At 62.6% G+C, this 22,749-nt stretch carries 23 protein-coding genes; 7 read left to right on the top strand and 16 right to left on the bottom strand.

Features of this window, described 5'->3' with window-relative positions:
• Nucleotides 1-28: 28 nt before the first annotated feature.
• Nucleotides 29-1,228 carry a DNA polymerase III subunit delta' gene (locus WMQ00_RS04255; RefSeq protein WP_396130028.1) on the bottom strand — a complete coding sequence of 400 codons (1,200 nt, stop codon included), beginning with the start codon at nucleotides 1,226-1,228 and terminating at the stop codon, nucleotides 29-31.
• Nucleotides 1,229-1,265: 37 nt separating this feature from the next.
• Between WMQ00_RS04255 and WMQ00_RS04260 the strand changes: the two genes are divergently transcribed.
• Nucleotides 1,266-2,798, top strand: coding sequence for an adenylate/guanylate cyclase domain-containing protein (locus tag WMQ00_RS04260; RefSeq protein WP_340440695.1), 1,533 nt, complete (start codon nucleotides 1,266-1,268; stop codon nucleotides 2,796-2,798).
• Between the two features lie 12 nt (nucleotides 2,799-2,810).
• Entirely contained in the window at nucleotides 2,811-4,049 is a 1,239-nt protein-coding gene (locus WMQ00_RS04265) for a DUF418 domain-containing protein (protein ID WP_316360211.1), read from the top strand.
• Here WMQ00_RS04265 and WMQ00_RS04270 read toward each other — a convergent pair.
• Nucleotides 3,999-4,580 carry a hypothetical protein gene (locus WMQ00_RS04270; protein ID WP_316360212.1) on the bottom strand — a complete coding sequence of 194 codons (582 nt, stop codon included), beginning with the start codon at nucleotides 4,578-4,580 and terminating at the stop codon, nucleotides 3,999-4,001. The genes WMQ00_RS04265 and WMQ00_RS04270 overlap by 51 nt on opposite strands.
• 18 nt (nucleotides 4,581-4,598) lie before the next feature.
• Nucleotides 4,599-7,574, bottom strand: a complete 2,976-nt coding sequence (topA, locus tag WMQ00_RS04275) for a type I DNA topoisomerase (RefSeq protein WP_340440470.1) — start codon at nucleotides 7,572-7,574, stop codon at nucleotides 4,599-4,601.
• Nucleotides 7,575-7,822: 248 nt separating this feature from the next.
• On the opposite strand from topA, the gene WMQ00_RS04280 reads away from it, so the two are divergent.
• The gene (locus WMQ00_RS04280) at nucleotides 7,823-8,452 is read left to right on the top strand and encodes a DedA family protein (RefSeq protein ID WP_023020430.1); all 630 of its coding nucleotides are present in this window, start codon (nucleotides 7,823-7,825) and stop codon (nucleotides 8,450-8,452) included.
• Nucleotides 8,453-8,469: 17 nt separating this feature from the next.
• On the opposite strand, the gene WMQ00_RS04285 is transcribed toward WMQ00_RS04280, so the two are convergent.
• A complete protein-coding gene (locus WMQ00_RS04285; protein WP_023020429.1) occupies nucleotides 8,470-8,673 on the bottom strand; it encodes a cold-shock protein in 204 nt (67 codons plus the stop codon).
• Nucleotides 8,674-8,850: 177 nt separating this feature from the next.
• Here WMQ00_RS04285 and WMQ00_RS04290 point away from each other — a divergent pair, with 177 nt between their 5' ends.
• On the top strand, nucleotides 8,851-11,214 hold the full coding sequence (locus WMQ00_RS04290; RefSeq protein WP_200288346.1) for a Zn-binding domain-containing protein: 2,364 nt from the start codon (nucleotides 8,851-8,853) through the stop codon (nucleotides 11,212-11,214).
• 23 nt (nucleotides 11,215-11,237) lie between these two features.
• Here WMQ00_RS04290 and WMQ00_RS04295 read toward each other — a convergent pair whose 3' ends face one another.
• Genes WMQ00_RS04295 through ssd form a run of 7 tightly spaced genes read right to left on the bottom strand, consistent with a single transcriptional unit; the run spans nucleotide 11,238 to nucleotide 15,757 of the window.
• Nucleotides 11,238-11,564: an Rv3654c family TadE-like protein gene (locus tag WMQ00_RS04295; protein ID WP_023020427.1), complete on the bottom strand. Its 327-nt coding sequence runs from the start codon at nucleotides 11,562-11,564 to the stop codon at nucleotides 11,238-11,240.
• Complete coding sequence (locus WMQ00_RS04300; RefSeq protein WP_023020426.1) at nucleotides 11,557-11,871, bottom strand: hypothetical protein; 315 nt, start codon at nucleotides 11,869-11,871, stop codon at nucleotides 11,557-11,559. Before WMQ00_RS04300 ends, WMQ00_RS04295 begins: the two co-directional genes overlap by 8 nt.
• Before the next feature lie 56 nt (nucleotides 11,872-11,927).
• Nucleotides 11,928-12,116 carry a DUF4244 domain-containing protein gene (locus WMQ00_RS04305; protein WP_023020425.1) on the bottom strand — a complete coding sequence of 63 codons (189 nt, stop codon included), beginning with the start codon at nucleotides 12,114-12,116 and terminating at the stop codon, nucleotides 11,928-11,930.
• Between the two features lie 24 nt (nucleotides 12,117-12,140).
• On the bottom strand, nucleotides 12,141-12,737 hold the full coding sequence (locus WMQ00_RS04310) for a type II secretion system F family protein (protein WP_248099238.1): 597 nt from the start codon (nucleotides 12,735-12,737) through the stop codon (nucleotides 12,141-12,143).
• On the bottom strand, nucleotides 12,734-13,522 hold the full coding sequence (locus tag WMQ00_RS04315) for a type II secretion system F family protein (protein ID WP_200288348.1): 789 nt from the start codon (nucleotides 13,520-13,522) through the stop codon (nucleotides 12,734-12,736). Before WMQ00_RS04315 ends, WMQ00_RS04310 begins: the two co-directional genes overlap by 4 nt.
• Nucleotides 13,515-14,693 carry a TadA family conjugal transfer-associated ATPase gene (locus tag WMQ00_RS04320; protein WP_248099240.1) on the bottom strand — a complete coding sequence of 393 codons (1,179 nt, stop codon included), beginning with the start codon at nucleotides 14,691-14,693 and terminating at the stop codon, nucleotides 13,515-13,517. The genes WMQ00_RS04315 and WMQ00_RS04320 overlap by 8 nt, the downstream gene beginning before the upstream one ends.
• Nucleotides 14,690-15,757, bottom strand: coding sequence for a septum site-determining protein Ssd (ssd, locus tag WMQ00_RS04325; protein WP_239207849.1), 1,068 nt, complete (start codon nucleotides 15,755-15,757; stop codon nucleotides 14,690-14,692). Before ssd ends, WMQ00_RS04320 begins: the two co-directional genes overlap by 4 nt.
• 459 nt (nucleotides 15,758-16,216) lie before the next feature.
• Here ssd and WMQ00_RS04330 point away from each other — a divergent pair, with 459 nt between their 5' ends.
• On the top strand, nucleotides 16,217-17,098 hold the full coding sequence (locus WMQ00_RS04330; RefSeq protein ID WP_248099242.1) for an HAD family hydrolase: 882 nt from the start codon (nucleotides 16,217-16,219) through the stop codon (nucleotides 17,096-17,098).
• Here the strand turns inward: WMQ00_RS04330 and WMQ00_RS04335 are convergent.
• A complete protein-coding gene (locus WMQ00_RS04335) occupies nucleotides 17,095-17,811 on the bottom strand; it encodes an oxidoreductase (protein WP_340440696.1) in 717 nt (238 codons plus the stop codon). The two genes, WMQ00_RS04330 and WMQ00_RS04335, sit on opposite strands and share 4 nt — an antisense overlap.
• 109 nt (nucleotides 17,812-17,920) lie before the next feature.
• On the opposite strand from WMQ00_RS04335, the gene WMQ00_RS04340 reads away from it, so the two are divergent.
• Both WMQ00_RS04340 and WMQ00_RS04345 read left to right on the top strand, forming a co-directional pair.
• Entirely contained in the window at nucleotides 17,921-18,424 is a 504-nt protein-coding gene (locus tag WMQ00_RS04340; RefSeq protein WP_023020417.1) for a phage holin family protein, read from the top strand.
• Between the two features lie 136 nt (nucleotides 18,425-18,560).
• A complete protein-coding gene (locus tag WMQ00_RS04345; RefSeq protein WP_340440697.1) occupies nucleotides 18,561-19,475 on the top strand; it encodes an alpha/beta fold hydrolase in 915 nt (304 codons plus the stop codon).
• On the opposite strand, the gene WMQ00_RS04350 is transcribed toward WMQ00_RS04345, so the two are convergent.
• The 4 genes from WMQ00_RS04350 to nth are packed head-to-tail and all read right to left on the bottom strand — an operon-like array spanning nucleotide 19,472 to nucleotide 22,652.
• Nucleotides 19,472-20,668, bottom strand: a complete 1,197-nt coding sequence (locus WMQ00_RS04350) for a MarP family serine protease (RefSeq protein ID WP_284835636.1) — start codon at nucleotides 20,666-20,668, stop codon at nucleotides 19,472-19,474. The two genes, WMQ00_RS04345 and WMQ00_RS04350, sit on opposite strands and share 4 nt — an antisense overlap.
• A 56-nt stretch (nucleotides 20,669-20,724) precedes the next feature.
• Nucleotides 20,725-21,426, bottom strand: coding sequence for an NUDIX hydrolase (locus tag WMQ00_RS04355; RefSeq protein WP_023020414.1), 702 nt, complete (start codon nucleotides 21,424-21,426; stop codon nucleotides 20,725-20,727).
• Nucleotides 21,423-21,986 carry a TlpA family protein disulfide reductase gene (locus WMQ00_RS04360; protein WP_340440698.1) on the bottom strand — a complete coding sequence of 188 codons (564 nt, stop codon included), beginning with the start codon at nucleotides 21,984-21,986 and terminating at the stop codon, nucleotides 21,423-21,425. The genes WMQ00_RS04355 and WMQ00_RS04360 overlap by 4 nt, the downstream gene beginning before the upstream one ends.
• Nucleotides 21,987-21,995: 9 nt before the next feature.
• Entirely contained in the window at nucleotides 21,996-22,652 is a 657-nt protein-coding gene (gene nth, locus WMQ00_RS04365) for an endonuclease III (protein ID WP_340440699.1), read from the bottom strand.
• Nucleotides 22,653-22,749: the final 97 nt, after the last annotated feature.

Genomic DNA, 22,749 nt, shown 5'->3' on the forward strand with positions numbered 1-22,749 from the left:
TAGAAATCGGCCCCGACTACGCACCCGCTTATAGGCACGCGCGACGCAGTCGGCCCACCAACCCGTCGAAGGCAATCTGCGTGCCGACGTTTTGTGTGAGCTGCTCGCGGCACAACGTGATGGCGGCCTGGCAGTCCAGCAGACCTTCCTCACTCACGCGTTGCGCTAGCTCGCCAGAAAGACCGGCGAAGTCCGGGTGGGTCAGGTCCACCTGCGCGCCAACTTTCTGCATGAGCGCATCGCGGTACACACCGGAGAGATCGATAAGAACTAAGTCCAAGTTGTCGATAACTCGGCGTTTCGCTCGCTTCTTGTGTTGGTCCTGCAGATCCTTAATGGCGGATCGGGCATCGCGCTGCGCTTTAGCCGCGCCTTTGCCCTTCGCACCTACGCCGAGGGTCTGCTCCAGCTTCGCCAGTTCGGCTTCTTCTTGTTCCTTATGCGATTCCTTCGCTTCCGAATCGACCAATTTCAGCAGCGAGGTGACCGCCTGGAAGCCTTGGGAGCCGTGGAAGACCTCTTCTGCCAGGTTGATGGCCACCGCGCGGCGCTTTTGTACCGCCGGGTCGTTGACGAGGCGTCGCGCCCTGCCGACGTGGCGGAGGGAGGTGAGGGCGGCCAAGTGGGCGTCGTGATCCGAGGCGCCCTCGCTGACCAGCTGGGCGGTAATGCTCTCTACGGACGGGGAAGGAATGTAGAGGTGGCGGCAGCGCGAGCGGAGGGTCTGGGAGAAGTCCTCGGGGGCGTCGGAAGGAGCGCACATGATGATCACTGTGCGCGCCGGCGGTTCTTCCACGGTCTTGAGCAGGGCATTCGCACCGTTATTATTGAGGCGGTCGGCATTGTTGAAGATCACTACGCGCCAGGGCGCCACCGTGGGCAGGCTCGCGGCGCGGCCGATGACCTCGCGCACCGTATCCACCGGAATGATGACTTCCTGCGGGTCCACCAGCACCAAGTCAGTATGCTGCTTCGCATCCAGCACCGCCTGGCAGGCCTCGCACCGGCCGCAGCCCGGCTCTTCCGGGTCCGTGCACATGAGTGCGGCAGCAAAATCGAGGGCGGCCAGGGATCGGCCGGAGCCCGGCGGGCCGGTAAATAGCCAGGAATGGCTCATTGCCCGCGGGTCTGCCCCCGGCATCCCCCGAGCTGCCCGAGCGGCATCCAGGATGGTGCGGGCCACGCCTGGGGTATCTGCCAATCTTTGCGCAACGCTTCCGGTATTCACTCGCCCTAGCCTACTGGTCTTACTAAAGTATGAAGACATGAACAGACTATTGCGCGGCGCACGATGGCTCATGGGAACCCAATGGCCGGTCTACGCTGCCTTAGTCCTCGGTGCGAACCTCATCGGCGCCATCGCGATCATGACATTCGTTCTCTATTTCCTTCCCATGCCGGAAATCGAGGACTTTGCCGCCGAGCTGCCGAGCTTGATGGGTGTCGCCGCGGTGTACCTCATCTTCGCCGTGATTATCGGAATTGCCGTTACCCTGCTGCTCTTCCGCCCGGTGCTGGACTGGCAGCGCAACCCAGACGAACACGATCCGAATATGGTGCGCAACCTCGTGCTGCGCATCCCCGTCTACCAATCCGCAGTAGCGGCCGCGGTATGGCTCATCGGCATCATTTTGGCCGTGGTCATTTCCGCGCGGGAGTCCGGCAGATTGGGGCTTGTCGTAGGCGTATCCGCTACCCTGGCTGGCTTGGTGGTTATCATCCTGACCTACCTGCAGGCAGAGCGCCTCGTGCGCCCGGTTGCCGCCCAGGCGGTGGCACGGCGCTTTGAGGATTCCACGCTCGAGCCACCCATCAAATACCGCCTGATATCCACCTGGCTGATGACTTCCGGCGTGCCGCTCATCGGCATCCTCCTGGTATTGATTGCCCAGCTGACCGGGCTTTTCCCGGGATCCGCCGGCGCTCTTGTTCCCGCCATCACCGCCCTGGCGCTTACCGCCCTGGCTACCGGTTTTATCGGCACCAGTTTTGCGGTGATGAGCGTCGTGGACCCGATTGTGGAGCTACAAAACGCTATCAATCGGGTGCGCCGCGGTGAGACCAATGCCGAGGTCGATATCTATGACGGATCCGAGCTAGGCGTGCTGCAGGCCGGTTTTAATGAAATGATGCGTGGCCTGCGGGAGCGCAACCGCGTGCGCGATATTTTCGGCCGCTACGTCGGCAGCGAGGTGGCCCAACGTGCGCTGGAGGAGCGCCCAGAATTAGGCGGAGAGGACCGCAAAGTAGCGGTGCTTTTTATTGACGTCATCGGTTCCACCACGTTTGCCGTTAACCACTCCCCCGAAGAAGTTGTGGAGGAGCTCAATAAGTTCTTCGAGCACGTCGTCAAGGTGGTACACCGCAATAAAGGAATTATTAATAAATTCCAGGGCGATGCAGCCCTCGCAGTTTTTGGCGCTCCCCTCAACGTTTATGATTCCACCTCCATGGCTCTGCAGGCCGCCCGCGATCTGCGCAGTGAATTGCGCGGACTCGAGTTGCAAGCCGGCATCGGCGTGGCCGCGGGGCACGTTGTCGCCGGGCACATCGGCGGCGCCGATCGCTTTGAATATACCGTCATCGGTGATGCCGTCAACGAGGCCGCGCGCCTGACCGAGCTGGCCAAGGACACCCCGGGCCAAGTATTGACCAACGCCGCCACGCTCAAAACCGCTAACGAGGCCGAGCAGGCCCGCTGGACTATGATGAAATCCATTGAGCTGCGCGGCCGTCACCGCATGACCCAGCTGGCTCGCCCTATCCGCGCTACCCTGGCAGAACGTTCCGAGGTATAAAGAGGTTTTTAAGTGAGCTCAGCTCCCCGGCCCCGCATGATCGTGCCCGATGTGGCGCGCGGCATGGCCCTTCTAGGCATCGCCATGGCCAATATGACCACGGCGTGGATCATCACCACCGACCGGCCAGCAAGTTATTTCGGCGGCATCATCGATGGCAGCGTGTGGGATAAGGCGGCCGTCGTCTTCGCCGCCTTCTTTGTTCACAACCGCGGCCTGCCCATGTTTTCTACACTGCTGGGCTTTGGCGTGGGGCTCATCGCGCTGAGCCTGTGGCGGCGCGGGTTTCCGGTGCAGGGGGCGCGCAGGGTCATCGCCAAGCGCTATGCCTTCTTGGCAGTGATGGGAGCGGCGCACATGGTGCTGCTGTTTTGGGGCGACATCATGTTCTTCTATGGCGTGGCCGGAATCGTGATTGCATTCCTGCTGCGCAAGCGGGATTCCTCCCTCATGCGCGTGGCCTATATTCTATTCGCACTATGCGCGCTGGGCGGGATTGTGGCCTTCATTTCCGGCGCGCTGGATCCCCTCGGCGTGGTGGCCACGGAGGGCATCGGCACCATCGAGTCCTACCCCGATTTGCTGCTCAGCCAGCTTGTCACCCTAGGCAGCCAGGCCTTGGCCACGCCGATCATTTTATTGATGTACCTGCCCGTCATGCTGGTGGGCTTTGTGTGGGCGCGCCAAGGCGTGCTTGCCGACGTCCCCTCTCACCGCCCCACCCTCCTGCGCTGGGTGGCCGTCGCGGTGATCATTACCGTGGTTATCGGTACCTTGTGGTCTCTGAGCACGCTTGGGGTCATCGAGCAGCGCTGGGCGAATGCGGCCAATAATGCCAACTCTTTCCTCGGCGTCTTCACTGGCCCCGGTATCCTGGCCGGACTCGCGTTGGTGCTGCAGCCAGTACAGGAGCGACTTTCGGCCGGCGCACCGCTGCCCGCAGTATTATGGCCCTTTGCGGCGCTGGGCAAGCGCTCCATGAGCGGCTATGTGGGGCAGTCCATCCTCTTTTTCTGCCTCGTGCACCCGTTTATGCTGAACTTCGGTCACGAGCTGGGCGCCTTCGGCCAAGCGGCGATGGCCTTCGCGGTGTGGTTGGCCACTCTCATCTTCGCCTGCGTGCTGGAGGCCTGCGGCCGCCGCGGCCCCTTCGAGGCGGTGCACCGCCGCCTTTCCTATGGTCCGACGATGCAGCCGCAGTTACCGGGTGCGGTGAAGGCCGTCAATCAGCAGCAGATGGCCGATAACTAGGGCGCCGGCTTCGGCCGCGCGCACTAGCCGCGCCTTGTGTTTGCGCTGCTTCAGCGCCGCACGCAAGGCCGTTAGCGCTTCGGCTGCGACGAGCAGATTGGCGCCGTGGCCGATGCCCTTACCGGCATCGGTGCGCAGCGCTGGGTCGCCCGCCAGCGCCGAGGTGGCAAGCACGGCCGCGCCGCCCACTGCCACTGCGGCGGCCGTCGGCTGGCTACGGGTAGCGGCAACGCCCGCACCCCATACGGCCGCGCGCAGGCCCCAACCTAAGGCATCGTTGCGCGCGCCGCGGCGATACAGGCTCCAGGCATAGGCGGCGTGGTTCGCCGTTACAGCCGCCACGCCCAGCGCCGAAGGACGGGTCAGGGTGCGGGCCTTTTCCACTTGGGCAATAATCCCGGCTAGGATACCGGCGCCAACGGCGGGGTCTTCGCGGACCGAGGCGAGCAGTCGTGGCTGTGCGCTGATATCGGATACGGCGCGCCGCAGGGCCGCAGCGCCTTCCTGGGTGCGGGCAAGGAAATCGTTCATGCCCGCTACCTTACGCGGTTATTTCTTGCGCGAGCCGGCCTTTACCACGTTCTTCGTGCCGGGCGATGGTTTCTTGGTTGCCTTCTTGCCGGCCTTCTTCGTGGACTTTTTGGTGGCCTTCTTAGTCGCCTTCTTCTTGGTCGTCTTCTTAGAGGACTTCTTGGTGGACTTCTTCTTGGTTTCGCCGGATGCTTCCTTGGCGCGGCGCTCGGAGAGGAGCTCGTTCGCGCGGGCGTCGGTAAGCTGCTCCGGGTCATCACCGCGGCGCAGGGAGGCATTGGTAGTGCCGTCGGTGACATACGGGCCGAAGCGGCCATCCTTGACGGTCATGGGCTTGCCGGAGACGTCATTATCGCCTAGCTGCTTGATCGGCGGCTGAGCCGCGGCGCGGCCGCGACGCTTCGGCTCGGCATAGATGCGGCGGGCCTCGTCCAAGGTGATGGTGAAGATCTGCTCTTCCTTGGCCAAAGAGCGCGAATCGGTCCCCTTCTTCAAGTACGGGCCGTAGCGGCCATTTTGGGCGGTGATCATCACGCCGTCGTCCTCGCCCACCTCGCGTGGCAGGGACAGCAGCTGGAGGGCTTCTTCGAGGGTCACCGTAGAGGGTTCCATCGAGCTAAATAGCGAGGCCGTACCCGGCTTCAGCTTGTTCTCGATGTACTCCTTGACGCGCTTTTCCTTCTGCTTCGCGGCAGTTTTGGTTTCCCAGTTCTTAGCGCGCTTGCCTTCCTCGGCGCGTTGCTTGTCTTCCTCGGCACGCTCCTTGGCGACGACCTCTTCAGCCTCACCCTCGGCCTTTTCCCGCTCATCATCGCGGACCACCTCGGTGACATACGGGCCGAAGCGGCCCTCCTTAGCCACAATCATGCGTCCATTTGCCGGGTTTTCACCCAGTTCGCGGCCGCCCTGTGGGGTGGCAAAGAGTTTTTCCGCCAGCTCCTCGTTCAAGCCGTCCGGAGTGACGGTTTCAGAGAGGTTAGCGCGCTGGTACTCGATGCTGCCGTCGTCATTGGTGCCGACGGCGCGCTCGATATACGGGCCATAGCGGCCCACACGGACGAAGACATCGCGGCCCTCGGTATCGGTGTAAAGGCGCAGGGAGTTGACCTTGCGGGCATCGATGGCTTCTAGGTTGACGTCGATAAGCGATTTCAAGCCACCGTGGCGGGCAATGGAGGCCGCCTTTTGCTCGTTGGCCTCGGCGTTGCCGAAATAAAAGCCATTGAGCCAGGCGGTGCCGTCCTCGATACCGGTAGCAATCTGGTCCAGCTCATCCTCCATAGAAGAGGTGAAGTCATAGTCGACCAGCTCGGTGAAGTTCTCCTCCAACAGTCCCACGACGGCAAAGGCAACCCACGATGGCACCAGCGCATTGCCGCGCGAGACCACATAGCCGCGGTCCTGGATGGTCTTGATAATGGACGCATACGTGGACGGGCGGCCGATACCCAAGTCCTCCATTTTCTTGACCAAGCTGGCCTCGGTATAGCGCGCCGGCGGGTTGGTGGAGTGGCCCTCGGCGGAGACCTCCTTGGCGTTCAGGGCGCGACCCTCTTCCAAATGTGGCAGGTGGGTCTCGCCCTTCTTGTCACCCTTGGCGTCATCTGCGCCATAGGCCTTCAGGAAGCCCGGGAAGGTAATGGTGCGGCCGGTGGCGGAGAATTCCACGTCATAGCTGCCATTATCCGTGGTGGCGGTGCCGGCCACGGTGACCTTCATGGAGGTTCCCTTGACATCGGCCATCTGGGAGGCGACGGTGCGCTTCCAAATCAGGTCATAGAGCTTAAACTCCTCCGCGTCCAATTGACCGGAGAGCTGGCCCGGGGTGGCGAAGGACTCGCCGGCTGGGCGAATCGCCTCGTGAGCCTCCTGGGAGTTTTTCACCTTGCGGTCATAAACACGCGGGGAATCAGAAACGTACTCTGCGCCATAGATGCTGGTGGCGGAGTTGCGCGCAGCTGATAGGCCCTGCTTGGACAGCGAAGTGGAGTCAGTACGCATATAAGTAATGTGGCCGTTTTCGTACAGGCGCTGCGCAATGCGCATGGTGCGCTCGGAGGTAAAGTGCAGGCGGCGGCCGGCCTCCTGCTGCAGCGTAGAGGTCATAAACGGCGCATAAGGCTTGCGCGTATAAGGCTTGTGCTCGACACCAGCGACCTGCATGTCCGCGCCGCTCAGTGCGGTTTCTAGCGCCTTGGCCTGCGGCTCGGTGATGACGATGACGTCTTTGCTCTTCACGTTTCCGTGGTCATCAAAGTCGCGGCCCAGGGCCACGCGCTTGCTATTGACGGCTGTGAGGCGGGCGTCGAACGTAGCGGGATTATCCGCATCCGCAGCGCCGGTATCTAGCGTGGCGGCTAGATCCCAATAATCCGCGGGGATGAACGCCATGCGCTCGCGCTCGCGCTCGACGATGACGCGGGTAGCCACCGACTGCACGCGGCCTGCAGAAAGCCGCGGCATGACCTTCTTCCACAGCACTGGGGAGACCTCGTAGCCGTAGAGGCGGTCCAGGATGCGGCGGGTTTCCTGGGCGTCGATAAGGTTGTAATCCAGATCGCGCGTATTATCCGCAGCTTCCAGGATGGCCGATTTGGTGATCTCGTTGAACACCATGCGGCGCACCGGAACCTTGGGCTTTAAGACCTCAAGCAGGTGCCAGGCGATGGCCTCGCCCTCGCGGTCGGGGTCTGTCGCGAGGTAGAGCTGATCGCACTGCTTCAGCTTGGATTTTAGGTCCGCGACTTTCTTCTTCTTATCGGGGCTCACCACATATAGCGGGGCGAAGTCGTCCTCTGGGTTCACGCCAAGGCGCGCCCAGGATTCCTTCTTATACTTAGCCGGTACGTCCGCAGCGCCGCGGGGAAGATCGCGGATGTGGCCTACGGAGGCCTCCACGATGTACTTATCTCCGAGGTAAGGCTGAATCTTCTTCGCCTTCGTCGCCGACTCGACGATCACCAAGGTCTTTCCCGGCCCGGCTGCTTCTGCCACTTCGACTTCATCCCTTTCGATGATGCGAACAATAAGGTATGCACGCTTTCAGCAATCGCCCCTAGCGTACACAGTTGATCTGTGTTTCCTTTCTCGCACCATATACGCGGTTCTGCCAAAAGGCCGTTTTCAGGGGCACTATGTACCCCCACGGAACGGGTCTATACTGGCCTACTTAGAATGCCCAGTAACTGTGAAAGCATTGTGGGGCACGATAGCACACCTAAGCCGACACCCGGGGAGGATTCATGGTCGACACAATCACTATGTGGATCGAAACCGTCATGTCCACAGAGTGGATCTACCCGCTGGTCGCCGCGCTGATCTTTGGTGACTGCTTCTTCCCCGTCCTGCCGTCAGAAATCCCGCTCAATATGGCCGGCGCCTGGTCCGGCTCGCAGGGCTTCCCCCACCTGCCCACCATGTTTTTCGTGGCGCTCATCGCCGCCATGATGGGCGATAATCTCTGTTTCCTGCTAGGCACGCGGTTCATGCCCTTGCTTAAGCGCGTGCCAAAGGGATCTAAGGCCTACGAAGGGCTGAACTGGGTCAAGCGAAATATGCGCCGCGGCGGAGGGGCCGCCATTATTATCGCCCGCTTCATCCCTTCAGCCCGCTTGTTTATGACCATCCTGCTGGGGTCCATGAGGTTCCCGTGGATCGTCTTTGTTTTCTTCGACACCATCGGCGTCGCCCTCTGGGCTGGCGAGGCGCTGGCCATTGGTTATCTCGGCGGCATGGCCTTTTCTAATTCGCCAGTACTCGCCGTGGTGGTCAGCATCATCGCAGCCATCATCATCGGCGTGGGCCTGCAGAAGCTGCAGAATAAGTTCACCGAGTGGTGGGATACCCGCCGCGGCTACGCGGAGACGCCGTAGCGGGGAGAACAGGCCGCCTAGATGACGGACACGGACTGGGCCTGATCACCCTTCGGGCCGGAGCCAACCTCGAAGGTGACCTGCTGATTTTCCTCTAGGGTGCGGAAGCCGCTGCCCTGAATCTCGGAGTAGTGGACGAAGATATCGCCGGCGCCATCCGCGCGCTCGATAAAGCCGTAGCCCTTTTCAGAGTTAAACCACTTAACGGTTCCTTGTGCCATGGTGTGCAGTCCTTTTCTTGCTTATCGGTGCAGCGATTCCGCACCAAGGGGGTTCGGTAAATGCGTCCTTTAGCAGTACCTTAAAGTGTAAACACCGCACCAAGACATCATTGGCCTTATATCAGTGTGACACGTTCCACGCCAAAGCGATAGACCAAACCCACAAGGGGGTAAAAATTGTCTCACCCGGAAACAGATAATCCCCTGGGAACAGAGCTCCTCGAATTCATCCAGCGCCGCCTCGATGAGTCCACTCTCACCTTTCACACCACCCTGCCCCCTCAGCGCACCCAGTATGCGCAGTGGCCGGAGTGGGTACTGCCGCAGTTGCGGGAGAAGCTGGTAGAAGGGGGCGTCGGCAAGCTGTATCGGCACCAGGCTGAACTCGCACAGGCCGCCTGGAAAGGCGAGGATGCGGTGATTGCTACCGGCACTTCTTCAGGAAAATCCCTGGGCTACCAGCTGCCCATTTTGAGCCGGCTGGCGCAGGAGCCGACCGCTTGCGCGCTGTATCTCACCCCCACTAAGGCACTGGGTTCGGATCAGCTGCAGGCGGTGCTGGAGCTGTGCCGGGGGATTCCGGCGCTCAAGGGTGTGGTGCCCGCGCCCTATGACGGCGATACGCCGCAGGAATCCCGCGCGGGTGTGCGCGATCATTCGCGGTTCATTTTTTCCAACCCGGATATGGTGCATATGTCCCTGCTGGCCGCGCATGCCCGGTGGGCGCGGCTGCTGCGGCACCTGGAATTCATCGTCATCGATGAATGCCATTCCTACCGGGGCGTATTCGGCGCCAATGTGGCGCTCGTGTTGCGGCGGCTGCTGCGCTTGTGCGCGCACTATGGCTCGCGGCCGACGGTTATCTATGCCTCGGCCACCATGAAGGACCCGGGCCGGCATGCACAGCGCCTCACCGGCCGGCCGGCCCGCGCAATTACGGAGGACACCGCCCCCACCGGTGCGCGCACCGTAGCCCTGTGGGAGCCAGGCTTCATCGAGGGCGCCGAGGGTGAGCACGGGGCGCCGGTGCGCCGCGCCGCCACCACCGAAGCGGCCGAGATGATGGCCTCTTTCATCGCCGAGGGTGCGCGCACCATGACCTTCGTGCGTTCGCGCCGCTCGGCCGAGGTGGTGGCCATGCGTGCGGCCGAGGTGCTCTCCGGTAGTTTGGGCCGGCCCGATTTTGCCCAGCGCATCGCCGCCTACCGCGCGGGTTACCTGGCCGAGGACCGCCGTGCATTAGAGCGCGCGCTTGACGACGCCTCCTTGCTCGGCGTCGCCACCACCTCCGCGCTCGAGCTGGGCATCGACGTCGGTGGGCTCGATGCCGTGGTCACGGCCGGCTTCCCGGGGACCGTCGCCAGTTTTTGGCAGCAGGCCGGGCGCGCCGGCCGCCGCGGGCAGGGCTCGCTCGTAGTACTCATCGCCCGCGATGAGCCGATGGATACCTATCTGGTCCACCATCCCGAGGCGCTGCTGGGCAAGCCGGTGGAGGCCAGCGTATTCAACCCGGCCAATCCCTATATCCTCTTCGGCCATGTCTACTGCGCTGCGGTAGAAAAACCACTGGATGATGCCACGATTGCTGCCTGGGGAGCCCAGGACGTGGTCCATCAGCTGGCCGAGTCTGGCCTGCTGCGCCACCGCGAGCGCGGGTGGTTCGCCGTACCCATTCCTGCCCACTCGCCGGAGGAACTCTCCCCGGAGACGGCGCATACCGCCGTTTCCTTGCGCGGCGGGTCAGGCGAGGAAGTGATGATCGTGGATTCTTCCGACGGCCGCCTGCTCGGCACCATCGATGCCGCTCGCGCCACCAGCCAGGTGCACCCCGGCGCGGTGTACCTGCACCAAGGCGAAAGTTTTGTCATCGAGGAACTCATCCTCAGCGATTACCTGGCGCTCGCCCGCCCCGAGGCCCCGGATTATTCGACGACCCCGCGCTCCACCACGGATATCCGCATCCTGCGCGAGGCCGATAACCTGGTCAATTATTCCCCGGGCCTGTGGGTAGCCGACGTGGAGGTAGAGGTCACCGATCTCGTCACCGGTTACCAAGTGCGGCTTGCCGATGGCACCATTGGTGACGACATCCCCCTCGATCTCCCCGAACAGCGCCTGGTTACCCGAGCCGTGGCCTATACCATCGATCCGCTGGCACTTTCCGCCATGGGCGTGACGGCCTCCGATACGCCCGGCACCCTACACGCGGCCGAGCACGCCGCCATCGGCTTACTGCCGCTTATCGCCACCTGCGACCGCTGGGATATCGGCGGCGTATCCACCGCACTGCACCCCGATACCCAGCTGCCCACCGTTTTTGTCTATGACGGCCATCCGGGCGGTGCCGGCTTTGCTGAAGAAGGCTTCCGCCGCTTCCCCGAATGGATAGAGGCCACCTTCGAGGCGGTGCGCTCGTGTCCTTGCGAATCCGGTTGCCCGTCGTGCGTGCAATCACCGAAGTGCGGCAACGGAAATAATCCGCTCAGCAAAGATGGTGCTATCAAGCTACTCGGCGCGCTGGTCACCATGACGCAGGGCTAGCCGCGCTGCCTCCTTCCGCTGGCTCACACCGGCCCGGCCTTGGCCTGGGTAGAGCGGCCGCGCACTGCCGCGGTGACGATGACGTCGCGACCGGATTCGGTGCAGGTTTCTAGGGTGGCGCCATTCAGGGCGGCGGTATCGCCCGCGGCGGTGCAGGCATCCTCGCCAGTAGCAAGTGCCCAGGCGCCAGCGACCGCAGCGAGGTCGGCGGCCACTTGCGCCTCGTGGCGTGCGGCTACGCGCGAGCCCACCGCCGCCACGATAAGCAGCAGGCTCACGATGGCGACAATGATGCCGGCCGCAGCGATGGTGGCATAGCCTTCCTCGCCCCAGCGTTGCGGCTTACTCATTTCCGCCCACCTCGGCGGGAAAGACTGCCTCGGAGCGCATGGTGCCGATGGGGGCTTCCACGCTTACCGACGCCTTCACCAGCCCACCGCTTTCCTCCACGCTGACTTGGGCATCTTCGCGCGCGGGGTGGTATTCGACGCCGATGGCATGCGCACGCGCGGCCGCACCCGCCATGTCCACAGCGGCGATATAGGATGCCAGCGTGGCAATAGCACCCACGATTCCCGCCGCGACCAAGACTAGGGAGCTTAAAGCTAAGGCGGCCTCGATGGTCACGGAGCCATCGTCATCAAATACCTTGTGCATTATTCCTCCTTTCTGCCGGCGGGAATGGTCCCGCCGGCTGGGGTTACGTAGAGCTGCTAGCTGGGGGTATTAGAGAGGGCGTCGGTTATGATGCCTTCGATGGCATCCACCACGCCGCCGCCGTTGATGACCATGTAGAGCACCCCGGCAAGCGCCGCTGCTGCTAGAGAGCCCATGGCATATTCGATGGTGCTCATCCCCTCGTCATTGCGGATGAGCTGGGGATACTTAGTAAGTGCGTGCATGATTAGTGTCCTTTCAAGTGAGGTTTAGAGAAGTTGCGCGCCCAGGCTGATTACTACGGGCGCAAGGCCTAGAACGATGAATGCCGGCAGGAAGCACACCGCCAGCGGGAGGGCAATGAATACTCCTGCGCGCTCCGCCTGTGCTGTGGCGTGGGCGGATGCTTCCGCGCGAAAAGAAGTACAGATTCGATGACATCCGGCCGCAATGGTGGCGCCGGATTGGCCCGACATGATGACAAGCTGTGCTAAGTCCTCCAGCCCCACCTGGCCCTTCATATGGCCCCACGCGGACTGCGTGGAAACTCCAACGCCTAGCAGCGCGGAGACGGTCTCCCACAGGTCCTGCGTCTGAGCGTCCGCGGTGCGAGCGACCGCGGTGGCGGCTCCGTGCACGGACAGCCCTGCGGCCAGGCACGCTGCGAAGAGTTCGACGTCGCCAGCTACTATCAGCGGGTCCAGCGGTGCTGCGGGCTTGAGCTTGCTTATCAGTCCCCCACGCGCTTTCGGGCCATCGCGCGGGGTCTTGGCGGTGGTCTCAGTCGCACTGGTAACTGCCAGCCGGCCAGTGTGCGGTGGGAGGCCAACGAGGGCGGCCAAGGCCACAAAGATGAGCGGGGTCATGCAGCCGCCTTCCGAATAATGACGCGCGACCAAGCGAAGCCGCCGCAGGCCAGCGCCACGCCTACCACGAGAAGGACACCGCCCAGCCCGCCGCCGAAAAGAAAGCCGAGCGAGTTAGCGCCCATGGCCCCGCCCATGGCGATGCCGGCTATTGGCAAGCACGCGAGCACCGTGGCGGTCGCTTGGGGGCCTTGCAGACTAGCGGAGGTGGATTGCTGGTGGCGTCGAGAAGCATCGAGGCGGCTTTGGGCTTGGTCGAGCAAGCTGGCCACCGCAATACCGTGGTAAGTGGAAAGCTCCAGCAGGTGGCCTAAGCGGGAAAGCTCCGGCAGGGCCTTTGTATCCTCCGCATCCGTGAGCGCCATGTGGGGCGGCGCGCCACGCGCAGCGAGGGCGGCCGTTGCTTCCAGTGCGGCGGATACCTCCCGCGGGGTAGTTCCCGGCAGGGCCTCCACCCCGCGGGCAAGTGCCCCAGCCAGGGTCGCCCCTGCCCGCAGGTCCGCGGTGACCACTCCCAAATAGGCGGCCAGCCCTTCGCGGCCGCGCCGCTGCGTACGCGCGGCCACGAGGTCTTTGGTGTACCAGGACACGCACCAGGCGATTATGGCGGCGGCGATAGCGACGCTGATGCGACCCACTGAGTAAAAGACCAGGCTGCCGCAAAATACCGCCCCCAGGATGACCACGGAGCTAGCTCGTGTCTGGCGCGTTGCGGAAGCTAGGCGGCCGGCGATAGAGGGCGCGGGCAGGAGCAGCGCGGCGGCGAGCAGGAGGAAACTAAGCATGGCTGGCCTTCCCGGCGCGCTCGCCCAGAAGTTGTGCGGAAAATTCCGCAAAGCCATCCGCCGGCCCGTCTTCGGCACTCCAGATGATGCGCGGGGTAACCGGGTTTCCCTCGAGCACGCCAATATGGGCAAGGCGGCGGCCCTGCGGGGTGCGTTCCATGGTCAGCACCATGTGTACGGCCGCTGCCAGTTGTGAGTGCAGTGCCACGCGGTCCAGGCCGCCAAGGGCGGCGAGGGCCTCCATGCGGGCGGGGACTTCAAAGAGCGAATTGGCATGGAGCGTACCGGCGCCGCCGTCGTGTCCGGTGTTGAGGGCGGCGAGGAGATCGACCACCTCGCGGCCGCGGATCTCGCCTACCACGATGCGGTCTGGGCGCATGCGCAGCGCTTGTCGGAGCAATTGTGACATCGTGACCTCGCCGCTTCCCTCCGCGTTGGCCCGGCGCGAGACCACGCTAACGCAGTGTGGGTGGTGCGGGGAGAGCTCGGCGGTGTCTTCGATGACGAGGATGCGTTCGCGCTCGGAGACGGTTCCCAAAAGTGCGGATAGCAAGGTGGTTTTGCCGGAGCCGGTTCCACCTATAACCAGGAATGAGACTCGCTTGTCCACCACAGCGCGCAGCAGCGTAGCGATATCTTCTGGCACCGTGCCGTTGTCTACTAGTTGGGGCAGGGTGGTCTGGGCTTGGCGCAGTACGCGCAGGCTCAGGCAGGTTCCGGCCACCGCAGGCGGGCTCAGCAAGGCATGGACGCGCAGGACGACGCCATCAGGGCGGCTAACGCGGCCATCGGCATAAGGTTGAGCATCATCGAGGCGCGTGCCGGAGGCTGCCGCCAGTCGGCTGGCCAGTTGGCGGACTTCGCCATCATCGCGGAAGGTGATGTCAGTGCGTTCGAGACCCTCGCCGCGGTCCATGAATACCGCATGCGGCCCGTTAACAACGACATCGGTAACCCCCTCTCGCCCCAGCAATGCATCAAGCGGGCCCATTCCGGTGGCGTCCTGGCGCAGGCGGCGTAGTAGGTCGAGTACCGCGACGTCACTAATCACGCCGGCTTCTGCGCGGATGCGCCGAGCCAGGGCTGCCGCATCATGCACCAAGTCGGGCTCGGCGGCGATGATACGCTGCATCTTTTCCAGCGTTTCCTGTGCTACTTTCTGCTCACTCACGCGCCTACCTCCTCGAGGACCGCGTGTGCAGCCTTGCGCAAGGGTGCCGGGAGGCGCTGCGGGAGGCCGCCGATTTCCACCGCGCGCGTAAGGCCCCGGGCGGTTGGCAGTTCTGCCAATACCGTGCTGTGGATGATGCTTTCTACTTCCGCCGCGCTTAACGATGCCCACTGGCGTTGCCGCAGCACCACCACACAGCTGCGCCGCGCAGCCCCGAAGCGCGCAATAAGTTGCGCGGCCGATGCAGCCGAGCGCACTTCTGCGGCCACCACTATAACCACGTGGGTACACGCATCCGGAACGGTCTCCGGGGTGCAATCCACCACGCATAGCCCTTCGCCCGCGTGGGCCGCGCCCACTACTCGCGCGAGCAGGTCCTTTTCCAGGCGGAAGGGATCCGCGACGGTACTGCGCGCGGTCGAGAGCACCGCTACCCCATCCGGCGTAGTGGGCAGCGCGCGGTAGAGATCGGCGGCATCGATACTGCCATCGCCCACGGTAAGCTCCGGCCAGCGCGCCCCCGCTTCCGCCTCTACGCCAAGCAGGAGGTCGAGGCCACCGGAGTATGCGTGGGCGTCGATAAGCAGGGCGCGTCCATCCGCAGCGCACTGGGTGCGGGCCAAGGCGGCCGCGAAGGTAGAAGCCCCCACCCCGCCGCTCGCCCCAACCACGGCGATGGTGGCGCTACCCGGTCGCGTGTCCTGCGGGGTGCCCGCGGCCGCAATGCCCGCGAGCAGCTCCTTAACCTGGGCGGGAATGATAAAGGCGCTCTCCGCGTGACAGGCTAATGCCGCTTCATAGTCAATCGGTCCAGGGTCCGCGGCAAGGAATAGTACTGGCACAGGCGCGGTGTAGGGGCGTTGCGCTGCCGCCACCACGCGGGCCATGAGGGAATCAACCAGGACCGCAAAGGCGCCTGGCAGACTGCGCGGGACGTCGCGGGGATCGGTTACGGTAAGCACATCGTGGCTGGTAGCAGCCGCGGCATGGATAGCCTCGGCGCGCAGTGCTTCGTCACCGACGGCAACGACGATGGCAGCGGAATCAGGATGTAATGCGTTCATGCCTCATAGCCTGAAGCATCCGTGCAACCGCAGCGAGGGCTCTCCGGTGGCACTGTGGATAACCCGCGATAAGTCACCGTGTGGTCCTGATTTGGTTGCCACTTCAACTAAAAACCTGTGGATAACCTCGTATCACATGGCGCTAGATATAGGTGACGGCCCGTGCATCGGGGGGTGTGCGCACGGGCCGTCAGTAACCCGGCCTCGGGGGGTGAGCCGGGGCAGGCCGCACAGTATATCGGGGCCTTGCACGCATTATTATGACATGTTCGCCACCCAACCACAACAGCTAACAGCAGTTTTTCAACGGCCATGGCGCTGACCTGCACCGAATGCGTGTTCACTACTTTATCCCCCGCATGGGCTGCCAATCCCACTTTATTGACACGCCAACCACCATTAACTGCAGCCACTTCAACACCACTAAGCGCGAAGGGCGGCTACACTCGGCAGCACACCATGACGAATTCCCGCGAATCCTTTCCTCCCCGCCCCGCTAGCACGAGTCGCGCCGGCGGCGAACACGCACGCACCGCGGCGTTTTTCGATCTCGATAAAACCATCATCGCCACCTCCTCGGCCTATGCCTTTGGCCGCGAGTTTTTGCACAACGGGCTCATCTCCCCGGCCGAAGCACTGCAGCTCTCCCTGGCGAAAGCCAGCTATATGTTTTCCGGCCTCTCCAGCGAAGGCATGGACGCTAGCCGCGATCAGCTCACCACGATGGTCACGGGGTGGTCCGTGGAGGAAGTGCGCTCCATCGCCCGAGACACCATGCACCACGTGGTCACTCCCTCCATCTATGCCGAGGCCCGGGAACTTATCCGTGCCCACCGCGCCGCAGGCGACCACGTGGTCATTGTCTCTGCCTCCGCTGCCGTGCTGGTAGACATCATCGCGGAGGAGCTCGGCGTCGAGCACGTCATCGCCACCGAATTGGCAGAAAAAGACGGACGCTTTACCGGCGAGGTGCTCTTCTATTGCAAGGGCCCGCATAAGGCGGAAGCACTAGAGCGCACTGCCGCTGCAGCAAACATTGATCTTAATGCCAGCTATGCCTATTCGGATTCCGCTACGGATATCCCGATGCTGGAGAAGGTTGGCCACCCCGTCGCGGTCAACCCGGACAAGCAATTAAAGCGCCACGCCATCAGCCATGAGTGGGATATTCGATCCTTTAAGGACCCAGTGCCGCTCCTGCCTGCGCCATCCGCTAAAGAAATCGGAATCGGCGCCTCCGTGCTGGCGGGGACCGTGGCGGCTATCGGCGCCGGGCTGTGGCTTGCCCAGCACCCTGACCGCCCCAGCTTCCCCAAGCGCGGGCCACGGCATACCTCTTAAGCGGCTCGCGCAATCGCGTCGGCCTCTGCACCACCGGTTGCCCAGGCAGCGAGGTGGGTAAGGAGGGCGTCGGCAAGCGCGGTGCGGTAATTATCCACCGCATCGGCATACTCAGCGCGGTGGCGGGTGTAGTAAACCTCGGGCACGGCGAAACCGCGCGGGTCAAAACCCGTATGCACAGCGGCAAGGCGGGAAGCAACGCGAGCGACGAGGCCGCTGCGAGGGCCGAAAAACTGCCCTGCGGCGATCTCGGCATGGACCACGCTCGGTAGAAGGCGATCAAAGGCGGGACCATTACCCTGCGCGATAAGCCGGCCCAGCCCTTGCAGTCGTGCGCTTTCACCGGCTGGGATACCGGTGCCACCGGCCGCGACGTCAATGCGCGCTAAAACCTGCAACGGCGCGCGGGCAAAGGAGCGCACCGTGGTGTCCAAGAGCTCCGGCGCGGCCACAGAGTAGGCGCTTACGGCGCTGGCCAACGGCCCTTCTTCCACATTCTCTGGGCCCGGATGTGGGGGGATGGCGTAACCATCAAGCGCCACGCTAGAACGGGCGCCGCGAATAAGGGACTCGGCGGAAATGACCTCAAACTTTCGCAATCCTGCAGGTCGGCGGTGTGCACGGGCAATGGCAGCGGCGGCTTTTTCTGCACTTTCTTTCACCCCCGGCAGGCGAAACAGCGGGGATAACGCGTCAATTTCTGACATATACATTAGGATAGCCGTGGAAGTCCCTACGTATGCGTGGCACCATGGGAGAAATAGTGATTCCATTATTATTAGGGACATTACAAGGTTTAGATAAACGCGAGGAGAATTAATCGTGAGCAACGATGGACTGTATACCGACGGTACTGATCAATTTGCACCGAAGGTGAACTCGATCCCATTGAGTGACGTGGATACGTCCTCGTCCGAGACCTCGGTAGGCCAGCTGGTCTCCAACGCCACCGAGCAGATGTCCCAGCTCGTACGCTCCGAGGTGGAGCTGGCTAAGACCGAACTGGCAGAGTCCGCAAAGAAGGGTGGAATTGGTGCTGGTCTCTTCGGCGGCGCTGGCACCATCGCGCTGTATAGCTCTTTCTTCTTTTTCTTCTTCTTGGCAGAGCTCCTCGCCATCTGGCTGGACCGTTGGGCAGCGTTCCTGATCGTCTTCTTGATCATGATCGTCCTCGCCGGCATCTTGGCCTTTGTTGGTCTGAAGAACGTCAAGCAGGTGAAGGCGCCGCAAAAGACCATTGACTCCACCAAGGAGCTCAAGAACCTGGTTCCGGGCAAGGCACAAAAGTCTCTGGACCGAAAGACCACCCACGGCCTCTACACCTAAACCGGCAGGCGCCACGCACACGCAGCACGCCACGCAGTCGTGCTCCCCTCTATCCGCCCTAGCTAGCCTGGGGCGGATTTTGTGTACTTTCCCCTATCCTCTACCGTTTCTGCCCCAACTATAGAAAGGCGGCACCATGGCCTTTGCACCCCTGCCTCCCTCAACGGTGGAGCTGGAGGGACCTTATGCGCATGACTTCGTCCATACCCGCGGCATCCGCCTGCACGTGGCCACGGCGGGAGAGAGCACGCAGCCACTAGTGGTACTCATCCACAGCGCCTTTGGTGGGTGGTTCGACTACCAAGACGTCATTGCGCCGCTTGCGCAGCGCGGTTTCCACGTCGCGGCGGTAGATATGCGCGGCTTTGGCATGTCCGATAAGCCACCTATTGATGCGGGGCAAGATATTCGTACCTTGGTGGGCGATATCAGCGGGCTCATCCAAGCCTTGGGCCACGACGATGCCTTTGTGGTCGGTGCCGATACCGGCGGCGCGGTGGCTTGGTGCTTAGCCGCTGAGCGCCCCGAGCGGGTGCGCGGCTTGGCTTCCATCTCCGCCGCCCACCCGGTGGATCTGCGCCGAGCGATTGCCGCCCGGCCGTGGGATTTTGGGTGGATTAACCTGCGCTCGCTGCTGTGCCGCCTACCCCGCGTTACCCGCGCCCAGAACCTGCTACTTAGCCCGCGCGCCTACCGCAAGGAGTTGGAGCTGGATACGGGGCCTTCGCTTAACGGAGCCACCTTTGACCGCATCCTCGATCTACGCCTACGCGCCTCCCGGATCGGCAGCGTTCGGCGCGGAATCTTGTGGAACCACCGTATGCGCACCGCCGTTGTCCCCCTGAACTGGGTGGAACTGACAGTGGAACGACCCGTCCTTTTCATCCACGCCCAACAACGGCTGTGGAACCCCGTGGTCCGTCGCGCCGCCTTGCGCGCCCGCCACGGTTTTACCGCCACGACCGTGCCCGGTGCGAAGAACCTACCGCACGTGGAAGCACCAGCGGAGTTCGTCTCTACGCTGGTGGCGTGGCTCCAAGAAAATAGCTAATGGGCCACGCACTCACCGGTATCGACCGGGTGGGTAAGCTGCGCGACGTCCCCGATCTGACTGTTGACTTCATCAGCGGTGAGCGCATAGCCCGTCTCAGAGTCATCCACCGAGGCGCCAAAGACCACGCCTAGGACCTCGCCAGCCGTATTGACCAGTGGGCCGCCGGAATTTCCTTGCTGGATATTGCCGCGAACGGTGTAGGAATCGCGCTCCACATGCCCGTGGGAGTAAATATCCGGACCGGAAATGGTGATGCGATCGCGCACACGTGCCATCTCGGCGTCGAAAGGCCCGGAATGCGGGAAGCCCATGACCATCGCATCATCGCCCGTCTGGGCCGGGGTCTGGGCCCACGGCAGCGGATCGATGCCGAGGTCGCGCGAATGCAACACCGCCACGTCCACGTCCGGGTTGTAATAGACCACGGTCGCATCCTTAAGCCCCAGCTTGGTATCAAGGCGCACGGTCTGCGTGCCGGCCACCACGTGGGCATTGGTGATCACGTAGTCATCGGCTACCACGAAGCCGGAACCCATGAGGCGGCGGGAGCACTCTTCGGCGTCGCCAAGCACGTGAATGATGGAGGGCCGCATGCGGCGCACCAGCTCCGGATCCTGCACGTCTGGGTCCGGCTCTTTTACTTCCTCATTGCTAATGGAGTTTTGCCAGGGCGAAACCAACGGCGGCAGGCCGGACTCATTAAGCATTGCCGCCACGCCATTGGGCAGCGCCGCTACCCGCGCCGGCGCGGCCGAGTTGAGGTTGCCCAAGATACGCGAATCGCGCAGGCCCTGACCGGCCGCACCACCCAAGTTGGTGGCCACAGGGATAGAAATCAGCCAAATAACCACCAAGGCGGCAAAGGCTTGGAATACCGCACCCACCGCAGAATCGAGGCGCTGTGTCTTGCGCGCCTTCATGCGGTCGCGCACGCTGCCGCCCAGAGAGGAGCCGATGAGCTGCCCGATGCCCACGAATAGCACCAAAATTCCTACCAAGAGCAGCAAGCGCAACGAGGGCTGATCCACCAGGCGCAATGCGGCAGGTGCCACGGCAATGCCCAGCACTACCCCAGCACCCACTCCGATGGAGGCCAAAACTGCCGCGAGGGCACCATTGCGCCACCCACTAAGTAGCGCCAACAGGACGGCGACCACAATCAGGCCGTCAACGATAAGCGCAGGAGTCATGGCTATGGATTCTTTCTATTGGGGGTTAAGACGTACACATACCGCGGCACAAGCGGTTAGGACATCTTCTCATTATTGCGGGAGTTTTTGAGGGAGTCACGCAGGTCCATGACTGAATTATTATCCCAAGGAACGCTCCACCCAGAGTGCTGCAAGAGAGCCGAAAGCACGCCGGCGGTAAACCCCCAGATGACATAGCCATTGGCATGAAATGCTGGTCCTTGCCATTTTCTAAAGCCCACCACGAAGCGATTGCGTGGATCGACCAATTCCCGGATGGGAACGAGAAAGACATCATCGGTTTCATCAGGGCTGGCGGGATAGACCTCCCCCGGCTGGTTCCAATGCGCCAGGATCGGGCTCACGGGATTGCCGGTGGCACGGATATGCAGTTGGCTCCACTGCTCTAATGGGGTCACGGAATTACGCTGCAGGTCCGTTTCTTCCCAGGCTTCCCGCAGCGCAGTATCCACTAGCGAGGTATCACCGGGATCTCGGCGGCCGCCCGGGAAAGCAATTTGTCCGGAGTGAGAACGCATGGACGGCGAGCGGTGTGTGAGCAAAATGCTGCCCTCCTCCGCGCTTTCGCCGCTAAGTAGCATAAGCACAGCCGCCTCCCGTTTGACCGGCACCTGCGCAGTAGTGCCATTGAGGGACGAAGCCTGCCGGTTGCCTATGAGCTCTTGCACCTGGCTCGGATCTACCCCCAACGCTGGCTTGAGCCATTCTGGTGTGCACTCGGGACGAAGTTGGCTCATGCCGCAATCGCCTCTTTCACGGCCCGTTCAATCTCCGCTGCGGAGCTAAAGGGCTGCGCAAATTGCTTGCGCACTTCGCCGTCCTTGAGCACCACTGTCACCGGAACTACGCCTGGCAGGCTCAACTGACCGGCAAATTTATTATCCGCATCCTGGAAGCTCGGCAGATCCACTCCCACGTCATTCAAGAAAGCTGCACCGTTTCCCGCGTTCTTATCCGCGTGCACACCCACGACCTGCCAGTCTGGGTGCGTCTCCGCCACCTTTTGCAGATAGGGAAGCTCCGCGCGGCACGGCTCACACCACCACGCCCACACGTTGACCACGCTCACACCTTCATCGGCACGCTTTCCGGTGGCCTTACCGCCCAAGCAATCCAGCTCTACCCCAGCTACGGTGCCGGCTGGACAGTCTGGACGCTGCGGAACTTCTTGCGGAGCAGCCTCGGTTGGCAACGCCTCCTCGGCTTCGTCCCCACCCCGCAATTGCGAGACCCCCACTACGGCGATAACGGCAATGAGGATCGCGGCAATCACCGTGCCAAGGACGTAGTTCTTCATGCCTTAAGCCTAGCGCCCACTAGCCGCTGGACACATATCCCGCAGCACGCATGCACCGCACTCCGGCGTGCGCGCATGGCATACCTGGCGCCCATGAAAGATGACGCGGTGAGAAAACATTGTCCACTCTTCTTCTGGCAGGAGCTTGGCGATGTCCCGCTCAATCTTTAGCGGCGTCGTCTCCCCTGTGAGCCCGAGCCGCTGCATGAGGCGGCCGAAGTGCGTATCCACCGTCAGCCCCGGAATCCCAAAGGCATTCCCAAGCACCACCAGCGCGGTCTTACGCCCCACGCCGGGCAGGCTGGTGAGCTCTTTAACCGTGCGGGGAACCTCGCCTGCATAATCTGCCACCAGCTTCTCCCCTATGCCTAAAAGGTGTCCCGCCTTAGCTCGTTGAAAACCCAACGGGCGCAGGATGCGCTCCAGTTCCGACCGCTGCGCTGCTGCATAATCTGCGGCCTCGGGGTAGCGGTAAAAGAGTTCAGGGGTCACCGAGTTCACGCGCTCATCCGTGCACTGGGCAGAAAGCACCGTGGCTATCAAAAGCTGCAGCGGGGAGTCATAATCCAAGGCACAACGCGCATCTGGATACTCCTGTGCCAAACGCCTATTTATCTCCGGTGCCCGTAGCTCCGGCGCGCTGGCCGCTGACAATGCTGAAGTCATGGCATAAAGCTTAGTAGACTAGGAAAACATGATTTCACTTGTGATTCTGGTACCGCTTGCGATCGCCCTTTTCGCCCTCCTGATGGAAAAGCTCGAG

The sequence above is a fragment of the Corynebacterium sp. KPL2825 genome, from assembly GCF_037908445.1.
Lineage (GTDB): Bacteria > Actinomycetota > Actinomycetes > Mycobacteriales > Mycobacteriaceae > Corynebacterium > Corynebacterium kefirresidentii.